Source organism: Cupriavidus sp. HMR-1, from assembly GCF_000319775.1.
Lineage (GTDB): Bacteria > Pseudomonadota > Gammaproteobacteria > Burkholderiales > Burkholderiaceae > Cupriavidus > Cupriavidus metallidurans.
This window is the reverse complement of sequence record NZ_ANKP01000086.1, coordinates 21,840-43,085: the sequence shown is the minus strand read 5'-3', so window position 1 is coordinate 43,085 and position 21,246 is coordinate 21,840. Positions and strand designations below refer to the sequence as shown.

Annotated in this window: 17 protein-coding genes; 3 read left to right on the top strand and 14 right to left on the bottom strand. The window is 57.9% G+C overall.

Annotated features, from left to right (window positions below):
• Positions 1 to 175: 175 nt before the first annotated feature.
• Genes D769_RS12965 through D769_RS12950 form a run of 4 tightly spaced genes read right to left on the bottom strand, consistent with a single transcriptional unit; the run spans position 176 to position 2,830 of the window.
• A complete protein-coding gene (locus D769_RS12965) occupies positions 176 to 370 on the bottom strand; it encodes a hypothetical protein (RefSeq protein WP_008645714.1) in 195 nt (64 codons plus the stop codon).
• On the bottom strand, positions 367 to 1,152 hold the full coding sequence (locus tag D769_RS12960; RefSeq protein ID WP_008645711.1) for a hypothetical protein: 786 nt from the start codon (positions 1,150 to 1,152) through the stop codon (positions 367 to 369). Before D769_RS12960 ends, D769_RS12965 begins: the two co-directional genes overlap by 4 nt.
• 36 nt (positions 1,153 to 1,188) lie before the next feature.
• Entirely contained in the window at positions 1,189 to 2,454 is a 1,266-nt protein-coding gene (locus tag D769_RS12955; protein WP_008645710.1) for a hypothetical protein, read from the bottom strand.
• Position 2,455: 1 nt separating this feature from the next.
• Positions 2,456 to 2,830, bottom strand: a complete 375-nt coding sequence (locus D769_RS12950) for a hypothetical protein (RefSeq protein WP_008645709.1) — start codon at positions 2,828 to 2,830, stop codon at positions 2,456 to 2,458.
• Between the two features lie 677 nt (positions 2,831 to 3,507).
• On the opposite strand from D769_RS12950, the gene D769_RS30670 reads away from it, so the two are divergent.
• From D769_RS30670 to D769_RS12935, 3 genes are all read left to right on the top strand, one after another.
• Positions 3,508 to 4,689 carry an HNH endonuclease gene (locus D769_RS30670; RefSeq protein WP_193750045.1) on the top strand — a complete coding sequence of 394 codons (1,182 nt, stop codon included), beginning with the start codon at positions 3,508 to 3,510 and terminating at the stop codon, positions 4,687 to 4,689.
• Positions 4,690 to 4,817: 128 nt separating this feature from the next.
• Positions 4,818 to 6,797 (top strand): phage integrase family protein, encoded by a 1,980-nt coding sequence (locus tag D769_RS12940; protein ID WP_241227863.1) that lies wholly within the window; start codon positions 4,818 to 4,820, stop codon positions 6,795 to 6,797.
• Between the two features lie 195 nt (positions 6,798 to 6,992).
• Positions 6,993 to 7,472 (top strand): hypothetical protein, encoded by a 480-nt coding sequence (locus D769_RS12935; RefSeq protein WP_040011026.1) that lies wholly within the window; start codon positions 6,993 to 6,995, stop codon positions 7,470 to 7,472.
• A 912-nt stretch (positions 7,473 to 8,384) separates the two neighbouring features.
• On the opposite strand, the gene D769_RS12925 is transcribed toward D769_RS12935, so the two are convergent.
• The 10 genes from D769_RS12925 to D769_RS12875 all read right to left on the bottom strand — a co-directional run bounded on the left by D769_RS12925 (position 8,385) and on the right by D769_RS12875 (position 21,245).
• Positions 8,385 to 9,638: a helix-turn-helix domain-containing protein gene (locus D769_RS12925; RefSeq protein ID WP_081596794.1), complete on the bottom strand. Its 1,254-nt coding sequence runs from the start codon at positions 9,636 to 9,638 to the stop codon at positions 8,385 to 8,387.
• Between the two features lie 582 nt (positions 9,639 to 10,220).
• Positions 10,221 to 11,375, bottom strand: a complete 1,155-nt coding sequence (locus D769_RS12920; RefSeq protein ID WP_241227862.1) for a ParB/RepB/Spo0J family partition protein — start codon at positions 11,373 to 11,375, stop codon at positions 10,221 to 10,223.
• Positions 11,375 to 12,514 carry an AAA family ATPase gene (locus D769_RS12915; RefSeq protein WP_241227861.1) on the bottom strand — a complete coding sequence of 380 codons (1,140 nt, stop codon included), beginning with the start codon at positions 12,512 to 12,514 and terminating at the stop codon, positions 11,375 to 11,377. Before D769_RS12915 ends, D769_RS12920 begins: the two co-directional genes overlap by 1 nt.
• A 339-nt stretch (positions 12,515 to 12,853) precedes the next feature.
• A complete protein-coding gene (locus D769_RS12910; RefSeq protein ID WP_008645686.1) occupies positions 12,854 to 14,581 on the bottom strand; it encodes an ATP-dependent helicase in 1,728 nt (575 codons plus the stop codon).
• Between the two features lie 256 nt (positions 14,582 to 14,837).
• Positions 14,838 to 15,677, bottom strand: coding sequence for a hypothetical protein (locus D769_RS12905; RefSeq protein WP_040011025.1), 840 nt, complete (start codon positions 15,675 to 15,677; stop codon positions 14,838 to 14,840).
• Between the two features lie 43 nt (positions 15,678 to 15,720).
• Complete coding sequence (locus D769_RS12900) at positions 15,721 to 16,341, bottom strand: DUF4400 domain-containing protein (protein WP_008645676.1); 621 nt, start codon at positions 16,339 to 16,341, stop codon at positions 15,721 to 15,723.
• A gap of 274 nt (positions 16,342 to 16,615) precedes the next feature.
• Positions 16,616 to 17,122: a hypothetical protein gene (locus D769_RS12890; RefSeq protein WP_008645674.1), complete on the bottom strand. Its 507-nt coding sequence runs from the start codon at positions 17,120 to 17,122 to the stop codon at positions 16,616 to 16,618.
• 6 nt (positions 17,123 to 17,128) lie between these two features.
• Positions 17,129 to 18,994: a conjugative transfer system coupling protein TraD gene (gene traD, locus D769_RS12885; RefSeq protein ID WP_008645673.1), complete on the bottom strand. Its 1,866-nt coding sequence runs from the start codon at positions 18,992 to 18,994 to the stop codon at positions 17,129 to 17,131.
• Positions 18,994 to 20,211, bottom strand: a complete 1,218-nt coding sequence (locus D769_RS12880) for a TraI domain-containing protein (RefSeq protein WP_008645672.1) — start codon at positions 20,209 to 20,211, stop codon at positions 18,994 to 18,996. The genes traD and D769_RS12880 overlap by 1 nt, the downstream gene beginning before the upstream one ends.
• The gene (locus tag D769_RS12875) at positions 20,208 to 21,245 is read right to left on the bottom strand and encodes a type IV secretion system protein (RefSeq protein WP_008645671.1); all 1,038 of its coding nucleotides are present in this window, start codon (positions 21,243 to 21,245) and stop codon (positions 20,208 to 20,210) included. Before D769_RS12875 ends, D769_RS12880 begins: the two co-directional genes overlap by 4 nt.
• Position 21,246: the final 1 nt, after the last annotated feature.

Below are 21,246 nucleotides of genomic sequence, written 5' to 3'. Positions count from 1 at the left end.
GGCGCCCTTAAAAGACCGCTTACACATCGACCCAGGCCAATGTCGCGCGATGGCGGTACGCCAAGCGGTGGTCCAACTAAAAGCGAGAGCGGAGGCGCAGGCGGCAGCAGTACAACAGAACAACCCCTTCTCGTTTGGTCAGGCGCAATAAAAAACGGGCCAGTGGCCCGTTTTTTTATCGTGACGTGCTCGCCCGCCACTCGGGCAGTTCGGGGAAGTTTCGCCGCGTTGAGGTCTTGGCCGCTTCTTTCAGCTTGGCCTTCATGGCGGAAGTGACGACTACGGTCTTTGCAGCCGTAACGGCGCGCACCACGACCTTAGGTGTCTTTTGTGTCACCCGAGATTGGTTGGTTTTGAGCGCTTGGGTCATATCATCTCCTTGCCGTGCAGGTAGTCTAACAGCTTTCGCCAGGAAGGACTTCCCGCAGCGAGGTCGAACTCCATCAATCGCTGGGAGCCGTATCGCTCCCACCACGCTTCATCCACTGCGATCACGTCCTGTACCGTATGGCACATAGCGAGGTGAGGTGCAGCGTCCGTCTCTCCCGGGTCGAGCTCCGCATCGAAACCCACCTTGGGCCAGAACTTGTATCCGATCATGCGCGGGTCATGTCCAGCGCCACCGCCGGCGATCAAGGAGATGCGCTTGTAGCCCATTCGGTGAGCGACCATGGCGCTCAGCGCGAATGCCACCGGACCCAGACCATCAGGCGCCTGCTCTCTCAGGTAGAAATGGTCAACGTGTACGGCTGCTGCGACTTCGGCACCAACTTCTTCATCATTTGCTGCGTCCTCGATATAGAGGGAAGGCCCATCCTCCTCCAGGTAGATGCCTACCCGATTCTTGTGGCCTTCATGCACGATACCCGGATTCATCGTTGTGTAGTACATGCCCGGAGGACTGTCGTCTGGACCGTACCTTCGCTCGGCTTGTGCATGCACACGGGAACCACTGAAGATCATGAGTAACTGAGCGAACTCACGGCTCTCTAGCATGCGACCGTCAAGTTCGATCGGATCGCCTACTTCGATCTCAGTGCCATCCCAGCGAAACTCGCCGCTCAAGTGCGTCGTCGCCAGATCCGAGTCGCACAACACATCATAGGCGACACGAAGCTCGTTCTCGAAATATTCTGTGGTGGGTAGTGCCATATCGTCGACCGCTTTGAATCCTTTCCCAATCGAACACTAGCTAAACGCGTTTCCGATGGCGGGATGCCAGAACGGGCTTTCTTCCTTGAAGAAGTTGTAGGAGCTGCCATCGGTCGTCAACGCTTGGGCCCCATCAATCAGGTTACCCTTACTGCCAAAGGATGCTCCAACGAGGTGCGACAAGTCCGCCCGATTCAGCAGCCGGCTGACATAGAGACGCAGCGCTGAAGGATCGTTGCTTGCGGCATGGTCGTGCTGGGCCAACGATTTGAGCGCAGCGGCATCGATGGCTTCAAGGCCGACGACCACGAGGCCGGCCCGCCTTCCGCTCAGTTGCCGCTTCGCCGCGTCTGCCACCGTGTCGAACACCTCATTGAGAAAGGTGTCGCTCCTGGCGCTCTGGAAAGCCACCACCAACGCACCGTGGCCGCGTTTGCCAATCACGAGTGTCGGTACGTTCTTAGTTTGGGTGACCGCTTCAAGAACCTGTCGCAGTGCGGGATCCCGCTCGTTCAATTGCGCGGCTACGTTCGCTTCGAAATCGCGCAGATCTACATGGGTGCCGTCCTGGAGGACACCGGACTCCCCCATCATGACTTGGCGCGCAATTGCCTTCAGCAGAGCCTTCCGTTCCGTGGCGTGCCTCGGCAGGCGATCAGGGACTGTCACGACAACAGCAAGGCCCTGGGTCAAATCGTTTGCGAACGGCATCTGCTGCTTCACGAGCAATGCGAGCTCGGCAACGGTCTCGCCATCGATCCGCCGGCCCTTGTCGTTCGACACCGACTTACATTCAATTTCGAGCCCATCCGTGCCCAGGTCTTCCACAAGCAGATCGAAAGACGGCTTACCGGAGCTCTGATCTGAAAACTCCGGCCAGATCAGACTACAGCCGCGCCGGAGGAAATGCGTTGCGATCGAGAGTTCCAGGCGCAGCCCACTCATATCGCGGCTATTTTTGAAGGCGCCTCGCAATCTACCAAGGAACGCGGTTCGATTCTTCCCCTGGAGCGAATTGTGCAACGAGAGCGTCTGGGCGGCGAACGTCATGCCTGCGTGTAGGCGGGCGTCCCGCAACACCTCGGTCGGCAGCACGCCGTATTTCTCTTTGATGGCGCTGCACTCTGCCAAGTCGAAAACAACCTGATTCTGTTCATGGTGGTGCGCTCGCAACCACGGATTCCGCTTCGTGTGTGCAAGTAAATTTCGGTGCGGCCGCAGCCAGGACTCCGGCCCGACCACAGCGGAATATTCTTCAAACAGCAAGGGAAACCGATCGAGATACAGCTCCGTGGCCAGCATGTCACGCCCCGGGCTGCGCCAGCGCGCTTGCCAAGGCCGCCCACAATGCCTGGCGGAAGGCATCCTTTACCGCTTCGGGTGTGACAGGGTTGTCGTCCTCCGCGATGCCGTTGGTATAGACGTCGCCAAACCATTTGCCTTTCACGCACTGGCCAACGAACCCGTTGAATCCGGCGCGGAAATACTCGCGCTCCGGATGACAAGTACGGTGCTCGAGCTTGGGCAGTTCGAATGGCAGATCGCCTAGGCCTCGCTCGATGGCAATTGGCGGTAGCGTCAGCTCGATGCGCCACGCTCCGTGCTGATATCCATCTGGACGCGTGAGTTCACAAACCGGCCGATCGACGTTGGCCATGCGCTCGAGTTCGGACCGCAAGACCCGCTCCAATGCGTGGGGCACCAAAAACCACGTGGCGTGCCCGCGCGACTGAGGATTGCCTGGGCCGGTTTCATTGTCAGCGCCGTTCCAGCGCAATCCGAGCCTGGGCTCCCCGTCAAACACGCCTTCGGCTGCGCTCCATCCCGCTCTCCCCGTGTTGGCGAGCACTTTCTTGAGCTTCCATCGCCCACGCGGCGAATTCACATCTGCAGGATCTACGTACATACGTTAATCCCATAATAAATTGATCCGTACGTAGATTACATAGTTTAGAAGATCGGCGTCAACTAGAAAATTCGCGACTCCGCCTGTAGGGGCACAACACGATTCCCGGGGCCGTGCATGGAGACTTGCGGGAAGTCCAGTTGCGCCAGGGTTGTAGTCGTTCATACACCGGGCGGTCCGTCTCAAAGTGATTGGCGCCCCATCCTACATGCCTTATACGGCATTTATAGGCATGCCCATATCGAACCAAGCACTTTTCTCAGTTCTTGATAACCTTTCTTATCAAGATACATAAAAATAAGGTACGGGTCACCTAGTCAAGCGCACACGCCCGCGCTTAGAATCAGCCCTATCGTCCACAAACCGTTGCCAGACCAAGGCTGGCAGCTACTGCTATGGCCACTCGGGGTCGCCTCGCCAGTATCAAATCGGAACACGTCCGTGCGGCAATGGCCTATTTCGATAGTCACCCGACCGAACGTTCTCACTCGAACGCCTGGACGGTAGTCGACGGCAAGAAGTTCTATACGCCCCGCGACCTCCTGCGCCAGGCGGCGCCCCGCGCCGGCTGGCGAATTCGCGACGAGGAAATTCCCCGTGTTGAAGCGAAATGGCGCGAACATCTAGTGGCCCTCGACTTCCATGTCTCCGGATTTGGCCTCGGATCGGTGGCGGACAACGACCCGCCTAAGCCCGAACTTTCACGAAGGACGAAGCCCCGGCCGGCCGATATCAGTGCAGAGAACGTCCGAGCTGCCGCCCGTGTCTGGGATAAGGGTCGGGGCTTCAAGAATTTTGGGGTGGCGAAGAAATTCCAAGTCTGGATCGATGCGGCCGGCGACGACGTCCTGACTCCCTACCCGGTCAAGGCCATCGTGGCGCTAGCGGCGAGAGATGCAGGTCGACGGCCATTGCGCACCGACGAGTTTGCTGGCGCAGACAATGGCCCGTGGCACCGCCAACTCAAGAAACTCGGATTTCCCGTCTTGCCGATAGCAGTGTCCCCCAACGGCGCGGTCGCGATCCCCGTCGTCCTAAAAGGTGCCCAGCGCGGTTCGCGTCGTGCGGCCTCCCTGTCGGCGAACGAGCTCAAAGATACGCTGAAGCAGGGGGAGAAGGTATTGGCCCCCAAGGATCCAACGGACGCGGCCATCGAGCGGTTGCTAAAGCGGGGACGTCTGCCGACCGAAGCCAAGCGGCAGGTGCGCGCTCGTCTTGGCCAAGGCACGTTCCGTTCCGCCTTGCTCGCCGCCTATGGGGAGTGCGCGCTGACCGGAGAAACGGTTCGAGAAGTCCTCCGCGCCGCGCATATCCAGCGTTGGGCGGATTGTGATGATGACCTCGATGCCCGCCTGGACCTTCATAACGGCCTGCTGCTGTCCGCAAACTTGGACTGCCTCTTCGAGGTCGGGTTAATCGCCATTGATGCGAAGGGCCATCTGCTGATTTCTGACGAACTGGATGATGGCGCCTGTGCACGCCTCGGCATCCACCCCGGCATGCCGCTGCGGTGGCCCATTTCAGCGCGTCGGGCGGCCTATTTTCAGATCCATCGCGAGCGCGCTGGTTTCGAGGCCGACAATGAGGATGACGAGGATGTCGAGGCTATACGGAAAGCATTCGCATGGTAACCATAATGGGCACACCCACTGGTGGTGACGCGCCTCGCCGCCGCCGGCGTTCCGTCACCCGCCGCCAGTTGCATCGGGGACATTTTGGATTTCTGCGCGCCATCATCCAGGGCCTGAACGCCCGGGGCATGTGGGATCGCTATCTGGCCGAGGAAGGCGAGATCGAGGCGGAAGCCGACGTGCGCGCGATCGCCGCCGGCGACTCGGTAGATGCGTTTTCGCGCCATCCCAAGGTCAGGCGCGTCACGGCATGGCTGCGCGACGAACTGGCGGCCGCCGCGCGCAGGGCCGCGCGACCGAGCATGGCCCGACTGGTGAAGGTCGATCTGCGCCAGATTGGCCGGCCCGGCACCGCCCTCCCCTCGCTTGAGGAATTCGCGGCCGCCGAAGGACTGGACGGCTTCAGCGAGGCCGAGCAGCTTGCCGTCTTCCAAGAGCGCCACGGCACGGCGCTCGCACGGGAGAAAAAGCGCATCGCCCTGATGCACAGGCAGTTGGAAGCGATGGACTGGCTAGAAACGCAGTACGCGCGCCCGGTACTTGTCGACGATGGCTGCCAAGCCTGGCTCGCCGACACGCTGGCCAGCCGCCTAGAGGCTGCCGGCGTCGAGACAATCGGACAACTTGTCGACCGCATAAACGGCTTGGGGACTGGCTGGTCATCGGCGCTTCCCGGCGTCGGCGCCGGCAAGGCCCGCGCCGTGGAGCGGTTTCTTGAGGCGCACCGGGACACCCTCACCCGCACCATCGGCCAGCACGTCGCTGTACCCCGCCGGCAGCGCTATGCGCACGAGCTCGCCCGCGTCGTGCCGCGATCAACGGGTCTGGTGCCCCTCGACAAGCTGGTGGTGCCCGAAGCGCTTGATGGCCGTAACGGCACCTACCGGCGGCCGCAGGGGCAATGCCTGCTGTCCGCCCACAACGACTACGAAGCGGTGCTGGCCTGGCTGCGGGCAAAACCCGGCCTGCCGCCAGAGGAAATCGCCCTACTCCGGGAAAAGCGTCGCGACGTCAGCACTATGCCGGGTCCGCTTGACTGGCTGCAAACGCTCTCGCATACCCAGCGTGCATACCGAAAGGAAGCGGAGCGCTTTCTATTGTGGGCCATTCTGGTCCGTGGCAAGCCTCTCTCCTCGATGTCGCACGAGGACTGCGTGGCCTATCGCGACTTCCTCGCCGCGCCCCCGGCAGACTGGTGCGCCCCCCGCTCCCGTGAGCGATGGAGTCCCATTTGGCGCCCTTTCGAAGGACCACTTTCGGACCGCGCGCGGGCCTATGCCCTGGGCGTTCTCAACAACCTATACCGATTCCTTGTCGACCAGAACTATCTGATGGGAAATCCGTGGCACGGCGTTCACGTGCCGCGCGCCGCAGCGCCGAAGCTCGATGTCGGCCGCAGTTTCACCGAGGCCCAGTGGACTTTTGTCCGATCGGAGGCTACCGCCCTGCCGCAGACGTCTGCCCACCTCCGCCTTCGATTCGCCTTGTCGTTGCTGTACACCACGGGCATGCGGCTGTCCGAAGCCGTAAGCGTGACCACTGATCACCTGGAGTGGGTCAGTTTCCCCATGGTTCGTGGCGACGAGCCAGTGGAGGGTTGGCGCCTAGAAGTACTAGGAAAGGGAAGAAAGCTCCGGCGCGTGCCAATGGCGCCCGCCGTAATGAGCGAGCTAGCCACGTACCTCGCACACCGCGGATTCCGGGCAGAGCCAGACCAGGGGCACTTGCCTCGTAGCGTCTATCTCCTGGGCGAGGCCATTGACGCTGACCAACTGGCGCCGTGGATGATGCAGCGACAGCCGGATGCGGCCCGCGGCGTCACGCCCGATACCCTATACAAGCAATTGAAGGGGTTCTTCGCGAAGTGCGCGACTGCCCTGCAACCTCACGACGAGCGCGGGGCTGAGCGGCTGGCCGCTGCCAGCACCCATTGGCTCCGTCACACGCATATTTCCCATGCGTTAGCAGCTGGCGCTCCGCTGGAGGTCGTGCAGCAGAACGCGGGGCACGCTTCCCTCGACACAACCACGCGGTATGTCTCAACCGAAGAGGCCCGACGCATGAGTGCCATGCAGAAGATCTGGAGTGACAACAAGCACGAGTCATGACGCTGGGTTTCATCCCGAAATACAGCTTGTTCCGGCACGTTTATCGCGATGCTTTTGAAGAAGCTTCGCGTAAATAATTTGAGGTGTTGGCGCCCGATGCACAGCAGAGTTTCGTGAGTCTTCATGAGTGCTCAGCGGAGCTATACCGACTGTCGGCAAATGGTTGCCCGGCATTCACACCTCACTAGGAGCGTTATGAAAGTACAAGCTGGTATCACTACTGCGGCCCCGGCCGCCCCTAAGGTAAGTGCACTCGTGCAGGTCTGCTATCGGATGGTGGCGAACCTGATGGTCGTCGGCCTCAGCTTCGGGTTGGCCTTTACTATTACCCAAGGCGGGGACAAGGCATCATTGGAGAAGGCAATCCGTGGGCTCGTTAGCCTGGATGTTTTCAAGGCCCAACTGCTTGGGATCGCTATCGGCCTGGGAGTTTTCATCATCCTTGGCCTGTTTTACCGGAAGGCGGAAGAAAAAGACCGCATCAAGAATTTTCTTCGGTTGCTGGGCGACGAGTCAGCGTCAGCGGTATGTGGCTTTGGTGCGCTGCTTACGTTTGTCAGCTTTTCTACGTCGACCAACGAGTACCTCTGGCAAATCGGTGGCTGCTACTTAGCTTCCTTTGCCGTCTTTTATGCCTTTGCCCTCGGCAAATCTGCCAAGAAGAGACGCTCGTAACCTCTGCTGCAGGCGGCACATAAGGCGTGGGGGCTTTTGCCCCCTCTTTGCTAGCACTTATTGCCACTGCGGTGGGCCCAGCCTCTGAGGCATGACGGAGCCGCCCTGCTTCGCGTCATGTTCAGTATATAAATCCCCTACGCTTGTCCCGAGACTGACGCTGCGGATTGCCGTGCCGCTTGCATCTGTCACGGTGCGGTACTTGTGTCTTTTTAGCGCATCAGTGCGAACGCAAGCACGGAGGTGCTGACAATGGCACAGATCGCGGACAGGTAGCGGCAGGCAGGGACTGCGTATCGCGAAATCCATCTTGGCAGGGTGTGCAAAGGGCGAGTGAATTGTTCACGCGGAGATGTTTGCAAATGGCGTAGTTCGTCCCGTCGGTGCGTAAAACTCCGCGCCAGCGATCTGTGCCGTAATCCGACAAGGTGCATATGCAGTACAGCGAAGACCACACCCGAGACGAAGCATATAAGGGCAGTACCGCAGAGCCCTGATTTTTGACCCGCCAAAAGCGTTGCAACGCCCGCGGCGCCAGCCGCGTTCAGAACCACCAAATGCTTGATTGTCTCGAGATCCCAAGCATCTGCCTCTGCGTCGTAGCGGTTAATCCTGTCGTTCAACCCTGTTTCAACTTCCTTGAACGTCTCGTAATCGTATGGCTCCATGTCTCGCCGAACTAAAAAGTAGCCGTTGGGGCGCAATATTCTAAGCGCAGGAACACAAGCCTCACTAAGCAGTCGGAGCGGATTGGTACTTCCAGCGATCCCAGCAAATGCTCGGTCTCCTGGTTTTCGCCTTTCGTTCTCTCTCGGAAAATTCCCGGCAGGACTGTTTCTTCGTAGAAGACTGTTTGTTTACCCCGTGGTTAACGTCACGCATCCATGAGAGATAGTCGGTCATCAGCTGACCTCAAATGGCCAGCCGTTCGCGACCACGTAGCAATGCCGGCGACGGACGGCGCAGGAGAGCCAGGGACTGGGCGAGCTGGCTGGTCACGTCGTCTCGGCTGCGTCGGTCGTGTTCACACGTCTCCATTGGCGTGAGCAAGGCAAGCTGGCCGGACGCTAGTGCTTCGAGCTGACGCAAAGCTGCGTGCAACGGCGTGGATGACGTGAAGCTGCCTCGTTTGACGACCACAGACGCTTCGTCGACCGAGATGGTCGATCCGTCCTGCAACTCATATTTCTTGCCGCGAAGGCTCATTGCCAACTGGCTGATCCGCGCCTTCGATTCGGCGATCTGCCTATCTCGCTGCTGTTCCTGGTGGGCCGTATCGGCCTGTTCTTTGGCGATGAAGGCGAAATCGACGTCCTTCGACAGCAGGGACTTCAAGTACGCGTAAAGCTCCTTGCCCTGCAGCTGTTGAAGGGCGTGCTTGGTCACGGCCACTACGTCGGACAGCCGCTTGCCCGCTGCACGTGCAACCTTCATCAGCTTGAGGATGGCTGTGACTGCCAATGCGTTGCGCTCGGCCAGCCAGGCTAAGTCGGAGGGTACGGCTTTCCCGTTGATTGTTTTGAATGTGCGTTTCTGGTCGGATTGGTTCTTCTGGGAGGCCTTGGGTGTTTCGTAAACCATTGATTTAAATGGCATTTTTCCAGCTTTGCTGAAAGTGCGCGAGGCGACACCTGTGACCGCGCCATCGTCTTGGGCCTGGGCGCTCCGAACTTCCATAGAACGTTGCAAAAAGCCTAGTGCTCCTAACAACTTCAATGTGAAACGAATTCTTCCGATGTTTTGAAGTTTCATTCGTGTACGGAGCTGCTTCTCACGCTCGATAAGGCCCTGCCCTTCCAGGGTCGACAACGCACGATAGACAGTAGCTTCGCTAACTCCGACATGACGGGCCAACGTTTCTTTCTTAACGTAGGCCAATTGATGCATGTTCTTGTCGTTGAGAGAGAACCGAATCAGCGCTGCTAGTACCTGACGCGTCGTGATTGAGAGTTCATTAAAGAAACGGGACTCATAGGCGAGCGCGATCGCCTTCATGATTCGCGCAGGAAGAAAATCAGGAGTCTCAAAGCTATTAGAAGCTTCGGGAGTTACTCCATAGGATGTTGCGGGACATGTTTGCTTATTAGTCGAAAAATACGCTTCATTAACGTGCGCACTATTCGCAGAGAAAATAAGCTCTCCACCGACTGCTGTATTGGTCGTCATCGTTTGCTCATTTAGTTTTTATTCGTGAAGAGCATTGACACGACGATCTGGGCTTCCTACACTCCAGTTGCGAGCTTGAGTTTGGAAGTAAGACCGAAGTCAACGCATCACTGAGAAAGCCTGGAGTTGCTGCTCCGGGCTTTTTCTTTTTGTCTTTAGCAATTAGGGGCTCATAGGCGTCCTGTTAATTCAAAGGCCACAAAAGAAAACGCCCCAGGGTCACTGGGGCGTTTTCTTTTGGTGTCTGGGATCGAGGTCCGTTTAGCCGGCTAAATGAGCCTGGCCAGGGAGACCGGTATCGCTGCTCGATCGGCTGTCCGTTTAGCCGGCTAAACGGGAGGCTGGGGGGAAGCGTGTTTAGCCGGCTAAACAAGGTCACGGCCAAAAGGTCGCCGGCGTTTAGCCGGCTAAATGGTTCTGCGGGGAAGACGGGAAGGGTGATGGCGTTTAGCCGGCTAAACGCCTGATCATTCCAGCGAGTGCAGGCGTTTAGCCGGCTAAATGGTGCAGAAGAAACGAGCTCGAATGACTTCCCCATGCATTGCATGGAAAATAAATCAATCCCGGCCTCGTTTGTGTGCATTATGCGTCTCTTTTGGCGGCGGAGAGCCGCTCGAGGAGCGCTTCCTTGATGCCCTCACCACTACCGCTGTTCAGCGCATCCACAGCGGCACCAAGAATCTCCAGCAACTCCTGCTTTGCCTCGCCCGATATTGCTGCAGACGGCTGGAGCTTCAACTCGATCCCACCGTTGGCATACTCACGCAAGGACCCTGTCTTCGACGCCCCAACCATAATGGGCCGGTTCGTTAGCGCGGCCTTGCGCTCCCGTTTCGCACCTGGCTCTCGAACGAACTGTCGAACAAGCGCCTCGATTCCTCGACGCGAGACGTTCTCGTCGATGACCTTGTCTACGAGCTCCAGCAGCTGATCGTCATTGAGCAGAGACATGTCCCCAATCTGCCGCGACAACTCGGCCGCAACTGTGTAGGGGAACGCCTCGCTGTGCTCCGCCATACGATCCGTGACCTTTTGGGGAAACTTCCCATAGGACAGCATATTGCTAATCGTTGCCTTGCTCTTATCGAGGCGATCCGCCAGCCAGTCCAGAGTGGCATGGCCATCGTTGACTAGCTCGGCCCAGCGCAACCCTTGGTCGATCTGAGAAATCGGCTCAGTAGAGTCAGTGCGCTCAAACGAAACTGCATAGAATTCTTTCGGATCGTTCGGATCAACCTCGCGTTCAAGCGCCCAGAGCTGATCCCATCCCAGCTTCTGTGCGCTCTTGTATCGAGTTTCGCCGTCAACGATGAACCAAAATCCCGCCTTTGCTGGATTCTTCGTGACGATGATTGGCGACTCTTGACCGTGGGTCGACATCTGGAGGCTTAGCTCCTTTATGCGAGCAACCGACCGATGAAGCCGGGCATTCCATGCATGGGTCTCCAGTCGCTCCATGGCGACTGTGAAACCTCGTGCGGCACCGTCTTCCGATGGAACCGACGTCGCGGAAACAGTCGCCGCGACGTTGCCGTGCTCAACGACAGCGGCGGGTTGCTCACGCTGCGCCGTCGCAACAGCACTTGCAGGGGTCGCGACGCCGCCGGCTGATCGCTTAGGAAAAGCGGCGATCTTGAAACCGCCGCCAGGCACAGGACCCGCAGCCGGTGTATCTCCGCCCGGTGCATCCACTACTGCAACGGGCGGTGGTTGGAAAGAACGCTTTCTTTCAGTCATTAGTTAGTCGCCTTCCGCGCTTCGGATGCGTCGTCGAACAAGTCCGGTGTTTCGCCACGTGCGAACGTCTCTTCGGCAATGTTCATCACAAACTTGCACACGTTTCGAATCTCTTCGTGCTGCCGCTCCAGTGCGCGGGTCCAACCTTCAAACGTAACGGGCAGAACTTCTTCAAGCTCGTGTCCGATATCGTGCATCAGCGAACGTGGAAAGCGTTCGGATTCACCAACGTGCGGGGCGATCGGAACATCTTCACCGAAGGACCGCTGGAGGGCGCTCATGACACGAGCACTACGGCTGTTATTTGCCTTGAAAAAATTAGGAACAGCGACGACCTGAGGAATCGGCAGCTGCGACTCCGACAAGCCCGTCAACTCGTTCGCCAAAAAGCTCAAAGATTTGACAGTCAGTGCGTCGAGGCGTACCGGAATCAGCAGCAGGTCGGCTGCAACGATCGACGCGCGAGACACGACAGAGGTCGACGGCGCGTTGTCGATCAGGATGATGTCGATATCCTTGAGGTCACTGTCGGCATGCGCCGAAATCCAATTCCGCAAGAATTGCTCACGGTTGGGCTGAATCGACAGTCGATAGCCCAGCTCGCCAAGCGTAATGTCAGCCGGAACCAGCTTCGGCCCGTGTTCGCCATACGGCTTCACGATGATCTCGGACAACGGCAGAATGTTCTTCTCGCCATTGGCCGGATACAGAGCATTCAGGAAGGTATGCTTCACAAGCCATTGATTGGGCTTGCCGGCGTCCGGGACTTCGTCTGGCTGGAATCCGTTCATAACGGTCAGCGAGGCTTGGTCATCCAGGTCGATGGCCATGACGTTGTAGCCCTGCAGCGTCAGTTCCGCCGTGAACTCGTTCGACAACGTACTTTTGCCAACACCGCCCTTCGGTACGTATACGGCAATGACGAGCGGACGCTTGAACTTGACCTTGCCGCGATGGCGCTTGGCTTTCGCCAACTGGAGGATCTGTTCGAGTGAATAGACAGGACGCGTTGTGCTGCCTGCCGGAACCCGATCAGGAACAATCCCATGTTCTTCGATCATCCTTCGGACGGTTGCCTCGCTGACGTCCAGCATGGGGACGATATCTGCAAGACGGTACTTGTTAGTCTTGATTGGCACTTGGCAATCCTGAAAGGGTTTTTCGGCAAAACAGCACGATTTCCCTATCATAGCAAAAATTAAGAGCTACGCGATAAAAAGTGCCTTGCTGGCAAATGTTGCGATGCCGCAGGCTATTAGGCAATAGAAACATGTTTTCGCCGTAGATTGGCTCTGTTGCATTATTCCAACCGAATTGCATGCTTGTGTTAGGATAATGTGCTTATAAAAGCATAAAAGACCGGTGCAGAAGTGCAGCATGCGGCTTTTCTCGCAGATTGAAAAGAGGACAAGGGCGGGTCCGATGTATTGTGCACATCTGTGTGGATGGCTAAAGGTGCACTTAACAAAGTGGGCCGGCTAAGCAAGCCCAGACTCAATGACAAATCGCGACGTCGGATTCTTCTTGGCAGTTGAGAGAAACATGGCGCTCCGGGCACGCGTGAGACCCACGTAAAAGAGCCGGCGCTCCTCCGCTTCCGTGCTGCCGTCGTCTGGGATCACGGTCTCTTCGAGACGGATGAGCGCTGTCTGATCCCATTCCAGCCCCTTGCTGGAATGGAAGGTCGTAAGAACGATGGCATCGTCGCCAGGCTCGTTGTTCTTTCGACGTAGAAAATCGAGTCGCTCAGAAAAGGTTCCGTTTAGTCTGCTAAGCACATCATAGGTAGTGTTGATCGCCCGCTTGGCCTGGTCCGAAGTCGCCTTCTTCAGCATCCATTCGTGGACACCGTCAAGGACCAGGGCGTGAAACTGCCGTTCACAGAGCGCGCGCCATTCAGCCATCTTTTTGTTCAGTTCGACGAACTTCTCTGCTGCGTCCTCGCCAAGTCCTGCCTCGGTCAGGTCTTTCTTCTTCACGCCATCGGCACCCTTTCCGGCAGGGAACCTCCGATGGATTGTCTGCAAATCCATTGATCCAATGCCGGTGTAACCGAGGATTCCGTCTAGACCGTTGCTGGTTGTCTGCTGAATCAGTTGTAGCAAGTTACCCATTAGAGCGGACTCAGGACGATCGAGAATCGATCGCCCCGCAGCACGGTAGTACTTCACACCATGCGAACGGCAAACTGCCTCGACAGGGTCAAGTATTCGATTCGTCCGAGCAAGGATGGCCGCGCTCTTGCCGGCGCGAACAGCTGAAGACATCGCCTCGACTGCTGCTACGCCTTCCTTGTACTCGTCGTCATACCTTTGAAAATTGACAGAGCCGCCCGAGCCCTTGTTAGAACGTAGTTCCTTGATAATCCGCTCCTCGTTGTTTCGGATGACCTTGTCAGCAACGCTAAGAATCTCTGCGTGCGAACGGTAGTTGATCCCTAGTACGATCTGGCGAGCACTGAATTCGCCCGCGAAGGCATCCATTCCTTTCTTCCCGAGTGCGGACCGAAACCCGAAGATCGTCTGATCGTCGTCAGCCACGAGCGTGGTAGTGGATCCGGATCGTGCGTGAATAGCAGTCCAGAGAGCCTGTAGCGAATCGCAATCCTGGTACTCGTCGACCAATAAGACGTCGACGGAATAGGGCTTGATAGCACTGGACTGCATTCCCTTGACTGCGTGCCGCATCAGGTCTTGAAAGTCCACGCGACCATTCCTCTCCAGTGCAGCTTGGTAGGCCGCATACATTTGGCTCTCGACGCTATCGTCTGTGGGCGAGACTAGCTCGGTTTTAAGACGTTCGATAACCGCTACCGCTTCCTCGAGTTTCCATTCAAGCCCCATCTCCTGCAGAACCTGGGCAATCAGTGCCGCCCGATCACCGTCTGAGGCTATATCCGGCCGTTTTCCTGCCACGGAAGCCAACTGCTTATATGCGAGCGAGTGAAAAGTGCCGGCGATCAGTCTCCTCTTGGCAGTCGGACCCGCCAACTTGAGAATTCTGTCGCGAAGCTCGATCGCAGCATCCTTGCTAAAGGTGACGGCACCTACGGTAAGTGCAGGGTTGCTCAGTAGCAACGCAGCTTTAGCCGCAATCGTCGCTGTCTTTCCGGCACCAGGCACAGCAACGGCTACACAATGTTCGCGGCATTCCACGACTTCGCGCTGCGCCGGATTGAGCTTTTCGATAACTTCAGCGAGAGACATAACTCGGATGGGAAGACGATTCGCCGACGAAGTCGGACTTGGCCCCTGCAACGCGGAGGACGTGCCAGCAACCGCCTGTAGCCCCAATCGCGCCAGCCATACTATCTGGCACCAAGTGGTACTACGAGCGACTTAGTGGCACTTGCTGACACTATCTCCCCCTTGTAATTGCGACGCCCGCATCAGCCGCGTGGCACTTGATGGCACGATGTCACACTAAGTCGCACTTGGTGCCACCACAGCCTGGCTAGAAACACTAGATGCCGCGGACCGTTGTCATGAGCTTCAGGTGCGTCGTGTAGCTGCGCAGGCCGAGGGGCTGGAACTTGCGCAAGAATCGGGTGACCTCATCATTGACGTCGCTCTGGTCGCGAATGCCGTTCCAGACCATGAAGTCGAACTGATCCATGGTCTGGTCAAACTTGATGAGTACCTGCAGTGCCCGCACGGCGAAACGCGAGTACGCCTGGACTTCGATTGAGAGCGAAGGACGCTGGATGGTCGGTACGAAGACGATCTCCGCCTTGCTGCGCATTTCGGTCTCACGCTGCTCACGATAGGCTTTGGCGACCTGCAGTTGTTCGTCGACGTAGTCCTCAAGCTTGGCAAGCTCACGCTCAAAGTAGGTTTCCAGCGTGGACAGCTCGGTGCGGCTGAATGTGCTTTGCCCGAAGCGCTGCAGGTTCAGCGACATGCGGTTCATGTACGGCCACCATTGTTCGAAGAGCGGACGAAGGCGCGTGTGGTTCAACTTCAACGCGATCGGAACAACTGCGGCGCCCGCAAGTTCGCGATCGAGGATCTGCATGCCGAGTTCACGACGCCGGCGGATGATTGCCTGACGTTGTTCAGGCTGGAGCTCGCGGAAGAGCTTTCGGGTCCGCTCGACCTCCGCCTTGCGTTGCTCGTGATCAGCCGTGGAAATCAGGCCTTCCTTGCGTAGTGCATCGGCGGAGGCCTCCATCTCGTTGAGTTCGTGCTCGACGTCTCCGCTTGTATCCACGGCGCCGAGCGTGCTTGGATTGGTGGGCGAGGCCGTGGTCGCCGCCGGATCCACGGGCAGGTCTTCGTTGGGAGTGAGGTCGGTCGTGGTCATGAGTTCTCCTGGGCATGGCCCATGTAGTCAGTAAGCGGCCGGACTATTTGCCGACGTGGAAGGACGCCGCGAGGCGCCAGCAAAGCAGGCCAACTAGGCAGACGACGTAAGTCCACCAGTTGGCAAGCAGTGAAACAGGGAGTAGCAATGCTGAAGCACCGAGCCCGAAGCAGAGCATCAGCCCGTGCGCCGCAACGTGGAAGGACACAGGATTCGCAAAGCCGGCACTGGCGGCGCGGATCTTCCGAGTCACAGAGCCGTCGTTGAATATGGCCAGCAAAAGGACGAGCGCGCCGAACAACCAGTGGTAGGCCACGCCAGCGCGGTATAAGCCTCTGTAAATAGTCAGCCAAAAGTGCTTCATCCAACCGCGGCCGAAATCAGATGCGCCACCGTCCGAGACTGCCGTCGACGTATCGGAACCGGAGAATGAGGCCTTAACGGCACCGGTCTCAATGAACCACTTGTGGAATCTCGCGTTCGCAAGAGAAACCGCACCTTGCGCCTTTCTTTGACCGAGTACTCGCTCCGCGGACGTTTGCTCGGCCTCGCTGATCTCAAACGCTGTCTGGTCCTGAATGAAGGGTGCCAACGTGCAGATCATCAAAGGCGAGACGATGAGCCACAGACGAACATGAGAAGCGAATCTGCTATTGCTAGCCATGATCTAGATCCATCGCAATGCCAGCAGGACGGGAAGGGACGGGATGGCTACGATTGCCGCCCAAAACATCGCCGGCTTGATAACGGCGATCTGAACGAGAGCGAAGCACGCTGGCGCGGCGCCCTCAGCGAACTCCATCGGCCTTTCACCTTTGGCAGGCGACGTCGACGTGAGCCACTCGTGCATGGCTAGCGCCAAAGAGGTCTCCACCCCGCAGATTCGGGCAGCAATTCGGGCCGGAGCCTGTCGGAAATACAGCGCGGCCCGGCGCGCATCAGTGTGCAAACTTGCCAGCGACATCGTAGCTCTCGAAGTAGCGGGAAAAGGCATAACCAGTGAGGACACGAGCGGCCAGTTGAAAGGCCGCACATCGCTGTGTGACCGTACCCGGCACGCGTTCTTCCACAACTTGGCAGACATACCCATCAGGCTGGCGCTGCTCGAACGATGGAATGGATTCGTGGAACGGGTCCCAGACGTTGTATCTTTCCCCCTTGAACGCGGCATAGCGTTTTTCATAGAGGTCATGAGAGCGCGCGAACAGCCCCTGCATGAATGCGACATTTGGGTCACCGAGCTTGCGCGCTGCACGCCAGGCTGTGATGGCATCCAATAGCATTTCCTTGACCAGAGGTTCATCACGGACACGGAAGTTGACGCCGATGTAATCGACCACACGAGTGCAGACATCATCGAGATCTGGCGATAGCGTGAAGATTGGGGCGAACTTCACTGAGAGCTTGTTTTCCTTGACAACTTGTCGGAACAGACTGCTTCGCATGGATGGTTAGTCCTGAATAATTGGAATACGACCCTGGTAGACGGCGCCACCGGAGATTCGCAGGAAATACTGAAGGTTCGGTAGTTGCATGAGGAGGTCATGCGGAATAAGCGGGACCTTTTCGAGCTGGGCGGACCTCGACACCGAACCAGTGAACTCACCGACGTGGGCTTCAGTGCCGGTGCTCGTGCTACTGGAGACAACCAGGTTTCGAATTGCGGTAGTCCCAGCTTTCTCGGCAAACCACTGAGCGGTGTCGACGTCTTCCAATCGTAAGACGATCTGATTGTTCAAATTGCCCAATACCTGCTGCATTTTGGCCACGTTTCCAAGTTTGGCCGTGAAGTCGGAGCGGGTCTGGTAAGCAATGAAGGCTTTGAAGCCAGCGCCGCGCCCCTTATTTAACAGCTGAAGCAACTGCTCGTTCACCGCCTCGGCCGCCTCGTCAACAACCAGAACGATCTCTGGCGGCTTGGCATAGAAGTTGTAGATGGCCCCCGCGACAGACGCAGTGTCCGCCAGCAGCATAGACATGACAGCCTGGGCCACCATCGAGTTGGACAGGGAGTCAGCACCAATGTACAGGGCCGCCTTCTGTTTGATGACCTTGTCGATATCCCAGATTTCGCGGTCGTCGTCGAAGTCGTCGGCCTTCGGCGCGAGCATCAACCCGGTTTCACCGGTGGCCAGCATCTGCAGCAGCGGCAGAGCAGACGCAATGATTCGCCCGTAGTGGTCCCGGTCATGCTGGAACGTCGAGACGAGTCCGTCGATGGACTCGTGGCCCTTGCCAACGTTTGCGAAGCGCTCGATGTACATCCGAACCATAGCGTCCAGGCGTGTGCCGCCGCCTTTCTGTCCCACTTGCTGTATATATCCGGCGACCTCTTCGTCCCAGTCGGGCTTTCCGGCCTCAGGGAAGAAGCGTTGCAGTGCGCGCTCAAGAAGGTTATTGATGCCGTTCTGTGCGTACTGGAGGATCGAACGAAGATTCGGCTTGTCGCCTACGTAGAGTTCACCCTTGACCGAACGATCGATAAAAAGAAACGCAAACTGTCGGAAAGGACCTTCCTCCATGAGCTGTGCGATGCGCGTCGGAATCTCCGATGGCTGTGACCAATTCTCTACGGGATTAAGACGAATGGACTGCGACGGTGCCGCCTGCTTCCAGTAAAGAAACTTGCGTCCTGTACGCTCACATTCTCGTCGGCATCGAGCAACCCAGTCTGCGTCGTTCTTAGGGTCGAACACAATCAACACGTCGTTGGGATTGTGAATAACCTGCGTGCAGATGAGCTCAAAAGTACGCGTCTTGCCTGAGCCGGTCGTACCGCTAATCGACGTGTGACCTCCCATGGCCTTGTAGTGAAATGGCACGGGCTGCTTGCTTGTTTCTAGGCCGGCAATCCACGGTCTGCCCTGCGGCGAGTGGTCGGCGATGCTGCCAGCGGGAGCGAATGTCTTTTCGATTGCCCGTACCGTCTCCTTTGGCAGCCATTTAGGCAGACCAGGGATGTCCGTGGACGGCATTCGCAGGATGTCGTGGGCGAGTTGGCAGTGTCGTTGCGTCCATTCGTAGCCCGTCCCGAGGTACATCGCATCCTCGTCCTTGTCCTTCGAACGCAGCTGACGGCTCTCATCAAGCAGTGCGTCAATCTTGACCACAGTCAGCCACTTGGTAGAAATTGCGAGCCTGAACTTCAGTGCACGCCAGACTTGGGTCGAGCGGAACATCAGTACTGCCAGGCAAAGCAACGCGAAGTATCCCGCGTTGGGCATGCCGCTGCAGAGGATCAATACTGCGGCAAGGCTCCAGCCGAGCGCGGCACGGAACTCATAGATCGGCCGGAAATGGTTGATGTATTGGTTCATCACGACGCGGTCGGAGCAATGAGGTTTCCTACTTCGTCGACTAGCAGAATGCTCTGTCCATCGACCCGATAGAGATGCTTGCCTTTGCGGAGGTGTTCAACCAAGGTGTCAGATGCCAGTCCGTAGTTGCCGAGCATTCGCTTGCTGATGGCCACTTTCCCGTCGACGCGACTGACCTTGGTCTTGCCTGAGGTAACGTCTTGCGAAAGCGCCTTGAAAAACTCGCGCATGAGATTGGACGTTCCAGCCAACGCCTTGAATGGGTCATCGATTGCAGCGTCCTTGCGGAGCGAGCGCGCGCCGTCCAACTGCAAAACGTTCCGCGAGTCGGGTTCCTGTGCATCTGGTGTAGACGGAGAATCAATGTCGCTACTCGATGCGGCAGTCGACGCCTCCGATTGTTTTGGCGCGGCCGATGGGACGGCGGAAGGGGTTGCCGCAGTGGCAGAGGGACTGGGAGCGGAAACGCCTTCCGCCATTGCCAGCAGTTCCGCGGCCGGTGCCGGCGTCGAGTCCGGTACAAATTCCGCCTTACGGGCCTTCATCTCAAAAGTCGTCAGGGTCTCAATGGCCTGGCGGGCCACTTTGTGCAAAAGAGACTCGAGACCGCTAGGACGCGGATCAGGATTGATAGCGCCAAAGAGGTCGGTTAGTACCTGGCTGTCAAAGCTGCTCAGGCGTTCCGTGCCGAGAATCTCACGAGCGAGCAGGGCAGTGCGCATTCGCTCCATCGGTAGAGCGTTCTCACGGCGTGACACACGATAGCCACTTGTACCGATCCAGCCAGAGAAAGCGCCGTGAGCGGCCGGGATCCATTCGGTTCCGTCGCTGTCGCGATAGAACTGGAAATGGCGACATGGCTCATCAAGCCGCGAGCAACATGCGGCCAGGAACAGTGCATAGAGATACTGGGGTTCCAGCAGTCGCCGGCGCTCCGACGGCTGATTCGCCCCGAACTTCTGCGCGCCTGAAAGCCGCATGGCGAAGTACGCAGCCTCGATCGTGGCACGAAAGGCGCCGCCGGGCTCCGCATGCTCGTTAGGACGAAGCGGCACGCTTGAAAACCACTCTGCACACCGGATGAGGATGCTCAACCATTTGTCGTCGAACTCCGCTGGGGTTGTCTCATTAGCGTACTGCCGAATCAACGCAATACGGCTCTCATGTACCGAGAGGAGGGCCGCGGGAACAAGCGGTTGGTGGGTGTGTGCGCTCATTTTTTGGAGAGAAACTTGCCGAGCCCGCCAGCCGCCTTCAGGCCAATCCGCATTGCGCCACCACCACTGACGCCGCCCCCCGAACCGAAGATTCCAGTGGCAATCTTGGGAAGCTCCAACGCGACGATAAGCATGAAGATAGATACACTCATTGCGTATGCTGCCCCCGCCAAAGTTGCCGTCCCGACTCCCTTTTGCTCCACAAGTGTCGAAACGAGAGCGCTGGAGACAAGTTTCGCCATGATCGTTGCAACGACGGTGTACATGGAGGCGCCGATCATGAAATCGAGCCAAGAAGTAAAGTAGCGGCGGGTGTACTCAGATAGACCCAAGGCCACGGCAATGGGACCAATGACGATGCCGACCGCCGCGGAGATCTCGCCCAGCGAAATGAAGATGACGTACAAGCAAGCGGCAGCCGCACAGAAAAGAAAGGCTATGACAAGGAAAATGCTGGAGAAGATGATCTTCAGCACATCGCTGATGCCCTGGGCAGCTGACATCGATTCAATGTACGAGTCCATGAATCCTGCCCCGACAGTGGCAAGCGTAAGGCCGGGCGTCGTAGCATCGGTCCCAGCGATTTTGCTGGCGAGCGACTGGAAGTAATCGTAGACACCAGGTCCGAACTTGTCATAGCCAGCGTAGATCGACGCGAAGATGCCAAGCAGTAGGATCGTCTCGAAAAAGTCTGTCCACGCTGATACTGGATCCGACGTAGCGGCGAAGCGAAGTCCAGCCAGCGTCAGCGTAACGATGCCCAACCCGAATGCGATCTTGTCTGCGTCCGGCTTTACAGTCTTGCTCAACGTGGTAGCGCCTGAAATCAGTCCTGTCCGGAAGGAAGTGAACTGCTCGAGCCAACTCCGGATGGACTCACCTATCGTGCCCTTTTGTGCTCCCAGACCCACGGATGGCTTGCTTGATTGCTGGGCTTCTGTTCCCGTGTCGGGGCCTGAGGCTTGGGCGTAGACTGCGCCGGAGTGCAGCGCAAGTACGGAGATAAAAAGCACGATGACGCGAGCGAACCACATT